11 protein-coding genes, 1 riboswitch and 1 other annotated feature are annotated in these 13,627 nt (G+C 35.8%); of the genes, 8 read left to right on the top strand and 3 right to left on the bottom strand.

The features are described from left to right. Positions 1-442: 442 nt before the first annotated feature. Positions 443-2,011 carry an alkaline phosphatase family protein gene (locus ACIQX2_RS08920; protein WP_402848792.1) on the top strand — a complete coding sequence of 523 codons (1,569 nt, stop codon included), beginning with the start codon at positions 443-445 and terminating at the stop codon, positions 2,009-2,011. Positions 2,012-2,053: 42 nt separating this feature from the next. Here ACIQX2_RS08920 and ACIQX2_RS08915 read toward each other — a convergent pair whose 3' ends face one another. Next, the gene (locus ACIQX2_RS08915; protein ID WP_402848789.1) at positions 2,054-2,479 is read right to left on the bottom strand and encodes a ferritin-like domain-containing protein; all 426 of its coding nucleotides are present in this window, start codon (positions 2,477-2,479) and stop codon (positions 2,054-2,056) included. Between the two features lie 513 nt (positions 2,480-2,992). Between ACIQX2_RS08915 and ACIQX2_RS08910 the strand changes: the two genes are divergently transcribed. The 3 genes from ACIQX2_RS08910 to ACIQX2_RS08900 all read left to right on the top strand — a co-directional run bounded on the left by ACIQX2_RS08910 (position 2,993) and on the right by ACIQX2_RS08900 (position 6,018). Then, on the top strand, positions 2,993-3,787 hold the full coding sequence (locus tag ACIQX2_RS08910; protein WP_402848786.1) for a YitT family protein: 795 nt from the start codon (positions 2,993-2,995) through the stop codon (positions 3,785-3,787). Between the two features lie 375 nt (positions 3,788-4,162). Continuing rightward, the gene (locus tag ACIQX2_RS08905; protein ID WP_402848783.1) at positions 4,163-5,002 is read left to right on the top strand and encodes an ABC transporter permease family protein; all 840 of its coding nucleotides are present in this window, start codon (positions 4,163-4,165) and stop codon (positions 5,000-5,002) included. Next, positions 4,999-6,018, top strand: coding sequence for an ABC transporter permease (locus tag ACIQX2_RS08900; protein WP_402848781.1), 1,020 nt, complete (start codon positions 4,999-5,001; stop codon positions 6,016-6,018). The genes ACIQX2_RS08905 and ACIQX2_RS08900 overlap by 4 nt, the downstream gene beginning before the upstream one ends. A gap of 37 nt (positions 6,019-6,055) precedes the next feature. Here the strand turns inward: ACIQX2_RS08900 and ACIQX2_RS08895 are convergent, their stop codons facing one another. Next, on the bottom strand, positions 6,056-6,286 hold the full coding sequence (locus tag ACIQX2_RS08895; protein WP_402848778.1) for a hypothetical protein: 231 nt from the start codon (positions 6,284-6,286) through the stop codon (positions 6,056-6,058). 326 nt (positions 6,287-6,612) lie between these two features. Then, on the bottom strand, positions 6,613-7,806 hold the full coding sequence (locus ACIQX2_RS08890) for a NupC/NupG family nucleoside CNT transporter (protein WP_402848775.1): 1,194 nt from the start codon (positions 7,804-7,806) through the stop codon (positions 6,613-6,615). Between the two features lie 169 nt (positions 7,807-7,975). Beyond that, a riboswitch (purine riboswitch) is annotated at positions 7,976-8,081 on the bottom strand. A 308-nt stretch (positions 8,082-8,389) separates the two neighbouring features. Beyond that, positions 8,390-8,606 (top strand) — a binding site (T-box leader). Positions 8,607-8,642: 36 nt separating this feature from the next. On the opposite strand from ACIQX2_RS08890, the gene argS reads away from it, so the two are divergent. The 4 genes from argS to ACIQX2_RS08870 all read left to right on the top strand — a co-directional run bounded on the left by argS (position 8,643) and on the right by ACIQX2_RS08870 (position 13,600). After that, positions 8,643-10,322, top strand: a complete 1,680-nt coding sequence (argS, locus tag ACIQX2_RS08885) for an arginine--tRNA ligase (protein ID WP_402848773.1) — start codon at positions 8,643-8,645, stop codon at positions 10,320-10,322. A gap of 131 nt (positions 10,323-10,453) precedes the next feature. Next, entirely contained in the window at positions 10,454-11,362 is a 909-nt protein-coding gene (locus ACIQX2_RS08880) for a S16 family serine protease (protein ID WP_402848770.1), read from the top strand. Between the two features lie 94 nt (positions 11,363-11,456). Beyond that, positions 11,457-12,737, top strand: a complete 1,281-nt coding sequence (locus ACIQX2_RS08875; RefSeq protein ID WP_402848767.1) for a Y-family DNA polymerase — start codon at positions 11,457-11,459, stop codon at positions 12,735-12,737. Between the two features lie 128 nt (positions 12,738-12,865). Beyond that, a complete protein-coding gene (locus ACIQX2_RS08870; protein ID WP_093061140.1) occupies positions 12,866-13,600 on the top strand; it encodes an SDR family NAD(P)-dependent oxidoreductase in 735 nt (244 codons plus the stop codon). Positions 13,601-13,627: the final 27 nt, after the last annotated feature.

The following is a 13,627-nucleotide window of genomic DNA, read 5'->3' as shown; positions in this document are numbered from 1 at the left end:
CTCCATCTCCTATCTAATAATATATTTCGAATTTATTATATAATAGGGATGTTAAAGCAATATGTAGATATATTTATAGCTTAATAAAGATTTCGTTAACAAAATTTTACCTTTTTCCTTACGTTTTTTTACAAATCTACTAATGAAATTAGGACATAGGAATAATATATTTCCTTATTTTACCTAAATCTCATTTTGACTTGCATATTTATAGAACTTGTTTTAACTAAATAGCAGGGTTGTTGATCAAGTAAAACCTTGAAACAAAATCTTTTATAAAATGGGACAAAATTAGGTTTGTTCTATTAATAAACAAAAAAGAATCATGTATTTGTCACTAGAATTTAAATAAAAGATAAGCTCACTTGAATAGGGTTCTTCTACATATTTATATCGAACTCAGACCATACTAACATTAAATAATTAGTTTGAAGGTGAGTTCATGAAACGAAAAATAGTAATCTTCTTAATTACATTTATTGTCATCTGTAGTGTTCTTGTACTAGCAATTTCAATATCTCCAACAAAAGAGCTGGATGATATTCCAATTAATTCAACAAAGAAACCCATTATACTAGTTGCCGTAGATTCCTTAATGAGTGAACCATTACAAAAAGCGGTGAAAAAAGGAAAAGCACCAGCATTCTCATTTTTGATCAACAATGGACATATTAATCCAGAGATGATTAGCTCTTATCCGACAATGTCAGTTACTATTGATAGTACTTTATTAACCGGTACGTATCCAGGTCAACATAAAGTGCCGGGATTGATCTGGTTTAAAGAAGATGAAAACCGAATGATTAGTTATGGGAGTGGAATCAGAGAAATTTGGAATAATGGTGTAAAGAATGTTGCAATGGACAGCGTTATTCATCTCAATAAAAACCATTTAAGTAAAGAGGTTCAAACTATTCATGAAGAGCTAGCGACCCGTAAACTAACATCTGCTTCGATTAATGGCCTTTTATTTCGTGGAAGTGTTCAACATCAACTAAACGTCCCTAAACTTATTTCAATGCCCAATCTTTTACCAAAAGAAATTGAAATAAATGGACCAACATTGTTTTCACTTGGTCTGTTATCCCAATATAATTCTGAAAACGATTGGAATAAATTTGTTTGGAACCGTTTGGGAGTAAACAATAAATTCACTGCAAATGAGTTGAAATACTTAATCGAACAAAAGAAGTTACCCTCCTTCACACTAACATATTTACCGGATGCAGATGCTTCCATACACAAACATGGCCCGAATGATTTAAAGGGCATTGAAAAAGCAGATGAGGCGCTACAAGACATATTAAATAGCTTTTCATCTTGGGATGAAGCAATTCAAGAGGTAACCTGGATTGTTCTAGGTGATAGCGGTCAATCATTCATAAAAGAAGATAAAGAAACTTCTTTAATTGATTTAAATAATTCATTGAAGGATTATACGTTTTGGGAAGGTAAGAAAAGGAATGCCCAACTTGCCATCGCTATCAATGAGCGAATGGCGTACATTTATGTAAATGATAAACAAGTTGAATTATCAGAAATTACGAATGTTTTAAAAAAGGACGAGCGTATTGGCATTATCGCATGGAAAGATGAACATACAAACTATGTTGTAAGTCCCCTAAGTGATGAGGAATTTACGTTTTCACCAAAGGGTACGTATGTTGATGAATATGAACAATCGTGGAGTATTGCAGGGAACGCCTCCATCTTAGATTTGAAAATGACAAATGGAGGACGGATTCAGTATCAAAATTATCCAGATGCCCTTGCAAGGCTACATGGAGCACTTCATTCACAGGAAGGGCGTGTTATTATTGTGGATGCAAGACCTTCTTATGAGTTCGTTGATAAACATAGTCATGACCATGCAGGAGGTGGGGCACATGGCTCTCTTCATAAAGTAGATTCCATTGTTCCAATAATCGTTACTGGTACAAATGAATTCCCTGAATATAATCGACTTGTTGATGTGAAGGAATGGATTCTTCAACTATTGGGAGGTTCATAAGTATAGTTTCACTCCATTTTTTCGGAAAGTAGAGTATTCATTTTATGAAAAATTATTAACTTTAAAAAATAAAAACCAGACCGCATGATTTTGCTCATCTGCAGCTATTTGGTTATACACGTCCATTACGATAGGATGTTTTCTTGCTACCTCGTGGTAAAAATCCACAGCTTCTTGTTCATCATTAAATGAGCTAATGACTCCATTTTGAAAATTGGTTGGACATTGTTCTGTTATTTGAGGACTAGGGTGCATTCCTGTTAACGATAAGTAAATACTTGAAAACGTTTGAAAATGTCTCATTTCATCTTTCCTTATTTCAAGAATGCGATTTTTTACTTCCTCACTTGGGGCAATAGAAGCTAATTGTTCATAGCAATGAATTGCGGTAAATTCGCTATTAATCGTTTTCGTTAAATCGGCAAGCAAGCTTGAATAAGTGGAAGTTTGATTTGTATGGTTATTCATTGTAAATTCCTCCCTTTCTATCATTACATTATGAATTCGTTCAACAACTTGACACAGTACCAATGAAATATGTTTCCAAAAAGGCTACTACTAATAAAAACTATGTGAATTAACAAATAATAAAAGTCCACAAGGCGTCGAAATAGCTTTGTGGACTTTTATCTTTCTCATTAGTTTTCAATTCTTACTAAAGGGGTAATAGTTTTTTACTTTTACTGAGGTTGTTCAATTGTTTATAATCTGGTGTTTTTCGGAGTATAAGCCTTTGTTAGCTATATAGTTTTATTTCATATGTAGGAAGAAACAGCATAACATGTCGTTCACACAACATATATATATTAGTATAAAATCGAAATTGATTTTTTCTAGTAATTGTAAGATTACTTTGAGATTAGAGGCTTTGTATCATCGCCGTTTTATGATGTTTAATAGCAAGCAAATTAAGGAGTTGAGTTAAACCTGGAATTTAAAAATAGTCGTTCTATCAGTGTGTTTGAAAGAGTTAGTCGTGTTTTGTTTATTATTGTGGGAGCACTTATTACAGCTATTGGTCTAGAAGCTGTATTAATTCCAAACAATCTAATTGATGGTGGCATTACTGGTATATCAATCTTGTTCTCTCATTTAACAGGATTCTCGTTAAGTTTATTCCTATTCATTTTAAATATTCCATTCGTATTTATTGGATATAAGGAACTTGGAAAGTCATTCGCATTTAGTTCGGTAATTGGTATCTCTGTATTGTCCATTGCTACTAGCTTATTGCACCACATTCCAACTATTATTTCAGGGGATACCATGTTAGTTGCAGTATTAGGAGGTATTATGATCGGTTTAGGGGTTGGCATTGTTTTACGAAAAGGTGGCGCTCTAGATGGTACAGAAATTTTAGCTATACTAATTGCAAAGAAATTCCCATTATCAGTGGGGGAAGTGATAATGAGTATTAATGTGTTAATATTCTCATTCGCCATGTTAATTTATGGATTAAGGGGTGCTTTATGTTCGGCTATAGCTTATTTTATAGCTATGAAGGTAATAGACATGGTACAAGCTGGCTTTGACGAATCCAAAAATATTATGATCATTAGCAACAATTCACGAAAAATTGGTGATGCAATACAATCACGTTTTGATCGAGGTGTTACATATATAGTTGGTGAGGGTGGAAAAACAAAAGAAAGCGTTGAAATAGTTTTCTGTGTTATTAACAGGTTGGAAGAACCTGAACTTAGGACACTCATTAAGACGATTGACATAAATGCTTTCGTAGCAATTAATGGTGTTGTAGAGGTACGCCAATATTAATTCTTTTTCAAAGGATAACTAGATTGACCTATAGCCTGTGATGCACTGTAGTTGTTTGAGTTTGACTAACGGTTGCTTTAGTAAAAAGGGTAAGCAAAATACAATGAGCTTGGATAGACATCCTAGCTCATATTTATTTTCCATGAAATAACCTATATAATTTTGTACTGAGCATGAGAACTTTTACAATCTTAACTTTATTTACTCAAAATCGATTGATAATTTTAACATAGCCCAATTAAAGTTCGCATCAATTGTATGTTTTTGCTTTCTCTATTTCCAATTCATTTTAGAATTTACAAAAAATTATCTATTTTTCGTTTTCGCTATGGTATGATAATTTCATCATAGCTTTGTGGCAACAGGGGGATTTTTGTGAAACATTTTATGCACTGGATGCTCCGATTAGCTGTTGCATTCATCGGTATTCTGCTTATAAGTGGTTTGCCAATACTTATTAATGGTTTTCAAAAAGGGGAGTTTTGGTGGAGAGCATACGGGGAGCATTTACTTGTAATTTTTCCACTGAATTATTTTCTAGATACATATTTTAGCAGTTATATTGGGGAATCTATCTTCTATTCATTAGAAATATTATTTCTAGCACTTCTTGTTGCTATTTTTTTTGCTTTATCCTTCACGGTAATGACTATGCTTTTTAAGGAACGTGCACGACAGCGAATTAAAACATTGTTTTTCTTTTTGGAATCATTACCTGACATTTTAGTTATTTTGCTTATCCAATTACTTGTTATCCTTGTTCATAGACATACGGGTGTATTTATGCGAATCGCCTCTACTGGTGGAGAAAAAATCTATCTGCTACCAGTTTTTTGTTTGATGATTTTGCCGATGGTTCAGCTTTATCGATTAAGTATGCTTACGTTTGAAGCAGAAGAAAGAAAATTATATGTGGAGCTCGCTAGATCTCTTGGATTTAATAAAGTTATCATTTTACTTATACATATTTTTCGTAATGCTATTATTAGTATTTTCTTTCAATCCAAAAAAACGATGTGGTTTATGCTTTCCAATTTATTCATCCTAGAGCGAATGTTCAACATGCCCGGGATTATGTTTCACTTAAGCGAGCATTTGTCCGGAGAGTTATTTTTAATAACTGTTTGTAGCTTTTTCCTCCCAGTGTTCATCGTATATAGCTTTTTTGAGTGGTACTTTTTACGTCGGACAAGCCGTGGAGGTACTACATTATGAAATTGTTATGGAAGCAACCTTATTTTGTCTTCGGTTTTCTAGTGCTGGCTTTCTTTCTCATCGGAAGCTTTGTATTTGAATGGATAAATGGTCCAGATCCGAAACAAACCTATTTCTTAATGGAAAAAGGGCGAGTAATAGAGGCCGCACCGCTTTCCCCAAGCTGGTTGCATCCGTTAGGTACCGATCAGTACGGCTTTGATATGTTCGCTAAAATTATGCTCGGAGCAAAATATACGATTATTTCAGCAATGGGTGTCGCTGCAGTACGAATGCTAATAGCTGTACCCTTGGGATTTGTAATCGGGACATATTGGCAAAAACGTCGTACTACGATTAATAGTTTCATCGATCCTCTTCATTATGTACCGATGACTATTTTCTCTTATTTAATGCTCTATCCCGTGTTATGGGAGCCAATGGAAGGCTTCTCCACAACTGTCTGGGAGCGTATTCTTATTCAAGTAGTATTAATGGCCATTATTACGGTTCCGATAGTTGCTTCTCTTATTGGAAATGAAGCGAACTTGTTATACCAGCAGGAATATATTCTAGCATCGAGAACTCTTGGTGCAAGCAAGTACCGAATTATTACCCGACACCTCTTCCCAATGATGCGAGAAAAACTATTCGTCTTATATGGACAGCAGGTCGTGGAAACCTTAGTCGTATTCACTCATTTAGGACTATTACAACTATATATCGGAGGAACAGATGTTAGTTATGATCCAATGATGGGTGATCCTCCTAAATCGATTGCTTACGAGTGGGCAGGGCTATTTGGATCTTCTTTCCGCTATTTGCAAGGAGTTCCTTGGTTACCACTTGGTCCAGCTATTTGCTTCGCGCTTGTCATTTTAGCAATTGCTGCGATGATAGAAGGCTATACAAGAGCGGTAAATGGTCAAGTGAAAATACCGAAACACAAGAAGGTTTCATTTGTCTCTGATAAAGCAGTTGAATGGAATCAACAACAACTAAAAGAAAAAATACAGTTACTTTATAAGGAAAAATAAAAACTATAGAGAGGACTCTATAGTTTTTATTTATTAATTATTTTTCTATTTTTTTACCTTCTGTTAGTTTCGTGAATGCTTGCATTTCTTTGTCTGGCTTCGGAATATAATTGTATGGATTTCCTTCCTGACCAAACTCCTCTTTTGCTTCAAATTGAATACCGACCTTTGCCCCAGCAGTTGAGGTAGGATTATTTATAATATTTTCCTTATCACTATCAAAATGTGGAGTCGCTTTTACATGTTGATTGGCACTTCTTCGTGGCATAATATCATCTCCTTTGTTGTTAATATGACTAAATAGAGGTTGTTCTATTCGAGGTTTGGGTTTTTAACGGATTTACATGTGAAAATCTATTTAATTGAACTAATTCCATAATGGTTTTTAAGTGAGGTCACTGAAAAAGTCCGTTTAAAGAGAAAAGAAGCAAACACCCTAGTACATATAGGCTGTTAGCTTCTTTTGTTTTTGGATATTGGATGTAAATTTTCGATGCTTCTATAAATGCGCCACTTATACAGTGGCTTCCTTAAGTAGCTTACCAATCCCTTATTTTTATAATGAATCAGTAACTGCTTGTATCTCCGGGATGTTTACCAAACGAACAATCCCACAAGCATCGCACTTAACAAGGATACAGCCATTCCGCTGACCAATAGCTTCCAAACATTTTTTCCGATGATTTTTGACCGTTCTTCTCCTAAAGTGGAGTTATATGTGCCATAAATCATGCCGACTGTACTAAAGTTGGCGAATGAGGTCAAGAAAGTAACAGCAACGGCGATTGTATGTGGACTTAAGTCTTGGAGATGGTTTTTTAAATCCATCATGGCCACAAATTCGTTTGTCGAGAGTTTAATCCCCATTAACGAAGCAACATACATCGCATCCTGGATGCCTAATCCAAGCAAGACGGCAAATGGGAAGAAAATGACACCGAAAATCTTTTCGATTGTCAAACCATCTATTAAGAAACCTAGTATTCCATTAAGAGCGGTAGTTAATGCCACATATCCAATTACCATCGCTAAAATTACAATAACCATTTTCATCCCGATAAGCATACTGTTTGAGATGGTTGAAAAGAAATCTTGACGTTCTTCCTTAGGAGGAACGTACACAATATCGTCTCCTTTGCTAACCTCTATAGGATTTAAAATACTTGCCAGTAACAGGGCATTTAAACAGTTTAACGGAATTGCTGCAAACACGTACTCGGCAGGAACCATCGATAAATATGCCCCAATAATCGAACCACTGACACTGCTCATGCTCATGATCCCGAATGTCAACAAGCGATGGTCTTTCAGAACAACCAGCTGTTGACGAATAACAGCCAAAGCTTCCGTATTTCCAAGAAACATCATTTGGATCGAGAAGAAACTCTCCAGCTTTGGCAATCCGGAAATTTTCGAAATGACCCAACCTACTTTATCAATGATCCAGGTCATAATTCCAAAATAAGATAAAATATCGAAGAAAGTCACAATGAACACAATAGGCAGTAATGCACTAAAGAAGAAATCAATTGTTTCGTTCGCCATTACAGAAGGAAACGCAAATGAAATTCCTGCATTGGCGGATGATACCAACCATGTAAAAAAGGAAGTAATTTTATTAATCGTCCATGTTCCTATTGTGGTCGATAACATAAACCAGGTAATAAGCAATTCAGCAATGAGCAAGCTGAGGATAGAACGCCATCTAATTTTCCGCTTATCAGGCGAACAAAGGTAGACTAGACCAAGGACAACAAATATGCCCAGTATATTTATTAAAAAAAACATATAATCAACTCCAACTATATTTTCCCCAAAATAAAAACTCTTATTCATTCATACCTTCAGCCGCCAGACAGAAAGTATGAAATAATAAGAGTTTTTTATCTATACGCAGAATGGATTAAACACCGATCTTTTAGAAAAAATCAATTCGTTTCACCGTACTTATTTTTCTCTTTATTTCACACTTCCTTGTAGTCCGGCATTGTTAGTGGCTGCCAGGTAGAAACTATCAGGCCAAATCAAACTGATATTATACAAGGATAATAATTTAAGTTCTTTTTCTTAGGAATAGTGACCATTATATATTAGTGTTCCGGACGAAACAATATAAAAGAATAATGTTGTAATTTTACTAATTATAGTAATAATGAATAAAATAAAATGAAGAAGAGGTTGCGCAATTCTTATAGTTTAGGAATCGGGCAAACTCTTGCATAACTTTTAACATTCAATTCCTATATTTTGGGGCGACAAGGACTTTAAATAATGAAGTGGCTTGAATTGTATATGTATTCCATTTTATAAGAGGAGATTTGATATTGACAATTGACTGAACTTTTTGTACGATATGTAAAATCATTATATGATAAATTCGTTGAAGAAGAGAGTAGTCGATACGAAGCTGGAAAGCGAGTTAGGGATGGTGGGAGCCTAATACACAAAGAATCGATGAAGCGCACTTTGGAGAAATGTCCTGAAGCCTAGTAGGGAAAATCGGGGGAGACACCTCGTTACAAACGTAAAAGCGGTCACATTCGTGGCAACTAGAGTGGTACCACGGGAATTTAGCTCTCGTCTCTTATATAGAGACGAGGGCTTTTTATATTGGAGGAGAAAAAATGAGCCTGTCACATCAAATCGCATCGGTCATTTCAAATGCTTTAGAAACTGATTGGACTGCTGAACAAGTAGAGCAGTTACTGGAAAAGCCAAAGCAGAAAGAATTAGGGGATATTGCTTTTCCTTGTTTTACGTTAGCAAAAAAATTGCGTAAAGCACCGCAGCAAATAGCGCTAGAGTTAAGTAAGAAGCTAGAGGATAAATTAATAGTTAGCGTACAAGTCGCTAGTGGATACGTAAATTTTTTCCTCGATCAAGCTCTTGTTACAAACCAAGTACTCCAAGCAATTACAGCGGACCTACAGGAGTATGGAAGTAAAAATAAAAAGCATGAAAAAATTGTGATCGACTTTTCCTCCCCGAATATAGCAAAGCCTTTTTCAATGGGTCACTTGCGTTCAACCGTAATCGGCAACTCCTTAGCGAATATTGCGGAGAAGAATGGGTACAAAGCTGTTCGCATTAATCATCTAGGAGATTGGGGTACACAATTTGGAAAGTTAATAGTCGCTTATAAATTATGGGGAAACAAAGAGAAAATCCTTGCAGCACCGATTGAAGAGTTATTAAAGATATATGTGCATTTTCATGAAATGGCAGAAAAAGATGACACATTAAATGAGCAGGCTCGTGCAGCTTTTAAATCGCTGGAAGAAGGCGACGAAGAGGCTCTATCCTTATGGAAGTGGTTCAAAGAGGCATCATTAAAGGAGTTCCAATTAATCTATGAGCTTTTGGATGTTCAATTTGATTCTTATGCTGGGGAGGCTTTTTATAACGATAAAATGACTACGGTAGTTGACGATTTAAAGAATAAAGGTTTATTAATTGAATCTGACGGTGCTTTTGTAGTAGAACTCGAAGGTATGCCACCAAGCCTGATTACTAAAAAAGATGGGGCTACTTTATACGCTACTCGCGATTTATCAGCAGCAATGTATCGTCAAAAAACGTATCATGCGAGTAGAACGTTTTATGTTGTGGGAAATGAACAAACACTTCACTTCAAGCAATTATTTTCGGTACTACAAAAAATGGGGTTTGAATGGTCTAAACAGCTAGAACATGTACCATTTGGGATGATGCTCAAAGACGGCAAAAAAATGTCTACGCGTAAGGGTAAAGTCGTCTTGCTTACCGATGTAATAGCTGAAGCTATAGAGACTGCAAAGCATAATATTAATAAGAAAAATCCAACTTTAGAAAATAAAGAGGAAGTCGCAAAGCAAGTTGGAGTAGGAGCAGTTATTTTCAATGATTTAAAAAATGACCGCATGAATGATATTGAGTTTTCGTTGGAACAAATGCTTAATTTTGAAGGGGAAACAGGACCTTATGTACAATATACCTATGCTAGAATTTGTTCATTGCTCCAAAAAGGTAACTTTGAGGATGAATCATTCTCTTTTTCTACTATTGGCGCTGAAGCTTGGCCAATTATCCAGCTCCTAGAGGATTTTCCTCGTGTGGTAGAAAAAGCATTTGATCAGGCTGAGCCATCCCTAATTGCTAAGTTTAGTTTACTGCTTGCGCGTCAATTCAATAAATATTATGCTAGTACAAAAATTTTAGCCGATGATGAGACAACTTCTTCTAAGTTAACTTTCGCACTTTCAGTATCTGTTGTCTTGAAGGAGTGTTTACGTCTTTTAGGTATACCAGCTCCTGAGAAGATGTAGTTCTTAGCACTAGTGAACTGTTAAAGAAATAACTACACTCCTGTTTGGGAGTGTTTTTTTATTTGGAGAAATATAGAGGATTTTATAGTAGCTAATAGAATAAGTATAGTAGTACATATCGTAATGGAGAGGTGAAGAAGATATTTGATTTAGTAAATAAGCATCAAATGCTTCCTTTTGTAATGACCATTTTTGTTTATTTTGCGGAGCTTTATTTGTATCTCCTCGATTATATTTCTAGTTTTTTCTTTTGCAATATTTTAGCCTTGCTCGTTCTATTTTGGCCACTTTTTTTACTTGCTATTAGAAAAACACAAATCTCCAAATATATCTTCCTATTGTCCTTTATTGCTTCGCTATTTTTACTGGTATATGAATTTCCACTTATTTCAACGGATGGGAGCCGCTATTTTGTCTCTTCATATGTTTCACCAGAAGAACTGATAAAAAACTCTGGAATTTACATATTGGCTGTAAGGTCAACCGAGATATTATTGGCCGAAGACCTAGATGGACAAGATTTTCGAAATCTTAACAATCAATTATTAATTTTTGATATAGAACCAGCCTCGAATTTCCATCGCTATGCGGGGAAAACTACAGCAATTTTTAAATTGGTGGGAATCAATATGGAGTATGATTATTTTCAACAGATGTCTGTGAATGTAAAGTCGTATTTAAATACAAGTAATCCTAATATAGACGAATTTCTCTCTAGAAATAATTCAGGTGGAAACAGTGCAGGTTTAGCTCTCGTTTTATCTAGTCTAATAGAACAAGGGAAATTTAAAAATGATATACCAATTGGTGTGACTGGAGCTATTAGTAAATCTGGAAAAGCAATAGAGATTGGTCTTACAAAAGAGAAAATTCTTAGTGCAAATAAAATCGGTCTCTCTTATATAATTCTCCCTATCGGAAATCTGGCGGAGGCCAACGATGTGGTGAAATCTTTAAAGCTTCCAATAAAAGTAATTGGAGTCAGAAATGTGGATGAAGCTATTGAACAAATTAACGAATTAAATAAAGATCCCGAATAGCAAAAGTGTTCCTGCAATAGGAACGCTTTTTTACATCCACCAATTATTTACCATTGAATAAGAACTTGCGTTCGTAATATACTATAAAGAACATATGTTCTTTAAGAAGGGAGTAAAAAAATTGTATGAAGGCCTAAAAAATCGGGAAATTATATGTATTGATATACGTAGTTTTTTTGCGAGCTGTGCAGCAGCAGATGCAGGTCTGGATGTCACAACTACCCCAATTGCGGTTATCGGGAACTTGGAGCAAAAAGGAAGTATTGTACTTGCTGCATCTCCACCAATGAAAAAACAGTTTGGTGTAAAAACTGGAACTCGCTTGTTTGAAATACCAGATCATCCTTCGATTCATCTTATCGAGCCTAAAATGGAGTTCTTCGTTCGTGTATCGATGGAAATTACACGCTATTTACATCAGTTCGTCCCACACGAATCGATACATGTATACAGTGTCGATGAGTGTTTCGTAGATCTTGGTGGAACAGAAAAGCTTTGGGGACCCGTCGAAAAAACAATTAAACGGATACAAGATGAGCTATATGCCCAATTTCAGTTGCCTTGTGCGGTTGGGATGGGGCCAAATATGCTTATGGCTAAGCTCGCACTTGACCTAGAAGCCAAAAAAACTGGTTTTGCGAAATGGACATATGAAGACGTTCAGGAAAAACTGTGGCCAGTAACTCCTTTAAGCGAAATGTGGGGGATTGGATCCCGTCTCCAAAAAACATTAAATAACATGGGGATTTTCAAAGTTGGTCAATTGGCGAATACACCATTAACTCTACTCGAGGAGAAGTTTGGTGTAATGGGAAACCAACTTTACTATCACGCGTGGGGAGTAGATCTATCGGAGCTCGGAGCACCTCTTGCGGAAGGTCAAATTAGTTATGGTAAGGGACAAATATTATTTCGAGATTATCACAGTAAAAAAGAAGTGATGGCAGTCGTTTTAGAAATGTGTGAGGATGTAGCTAGACGTGCACGTGAAGCAGAGATGGTTGGTAGAACGATACATCTATCCGTTGGCTATAGTCAAAACGAATTTGGCGGTGGTTTTAATCGTTCCCGTTCAATCGATGAACCGACAAATGCCACGATGGCCATTTATAAAGTATGTGAACAAATCTTTGATGAATTTTATGATCGTCGCCCAGTTAGGAAATTGTCTGTCTCGATCACGAATTTAGAACCAGAGTATTCCATGCAGCTAAGCTTGTTTGAAGAAAATAAATGGAAGGAACGAAAGCTAGGTAAAACAATGGATGCCCTACGTAGTAAATACGGCTCTACTGCAGTTTTGCGTGCCGTATCTTATACAGATGCAGGAACTGCTAGAAACCGTGCTAGGTTACTTGGTGGGCATAAAAAATAAAGAAATGTGTCGGATCCATAATTTTGACTTTAGTAAAAAAGAGGAATATATTTATCCTATAAATATCTTTGATTCGAGACATGAAAATGCAGATATTTAAATTTTTTTAGATAGGGAGAGATTTTCTAATGAAATTACAAAACAAAGTAGCGATAATCACAGGTGGTGCATCAGGAATCGGTGCCGCAACTGCAAAACTTTTTGTTCAAGAAGGTGCAAAAGTTGTACTAGTCGATTTGAATGAAGAAAAAGGTAAAGCATTTGAAGCAGAGTTAAAAGCACAAAATGCAGAAGCATTATTTGTTAAAGCTAATATTACAAGTGAAGAAGAAGTTCAAAATATATTCAAAGAAACAATTGCCACTTTTGGCAAAGTCGATGTTGTTTTTAATAATGCTGGTATTGGTCGTGTAACTCCAACAGAAGAGCTAGAATATTCGGAATGGCGTAATACAGTAAATGTCGATTTAGATGGTGTATTCCTAGTTGCACGTGAAGCAATTCGTGAAATGCTTAAAGGCGACGGAGGAACAATTGTCAATACTGCTTCCATGTACGGCTGGGTAGGTTCACCTGGTTCAGCAGCTTATAACGCAGCAAAAGGTGGAGTGATTAACTTAACTCGTTCCCTAGCCTTGGAATATGCAACTAAAAATATTCGTGTAAATGCACTAGCTCCAGGCTTCATCGATACACCGATCATTCCTGAAGAAAGCAAAGAAGTATTAAAAACAATGACGCCAATGCAACGTCTTGGACAAGCAGAAGAAATGGCTAAAGCAGTATTATTCATGGCTTCAGACGATTCTTCGTTTATGACAGGAAATGTGTTAACAGTTGATGGCGGATATACAGCACAATAATCATATCCTTAAAAAGACTTCCAACAT

This window comes from Psychrobacillus sp. NPDC096623 (genome assembly GCF_044762655.1).
GTDB lineage: Bacteria > Bacillota > Bacilli > Bacillales_A > Planococcaceae > Psychrobacillus.
The sequence above is the reverse complement of the archived record's forward strand: the minus strand, read 5'-3'. Positions and strand labels throughout refer to the sequence as shown.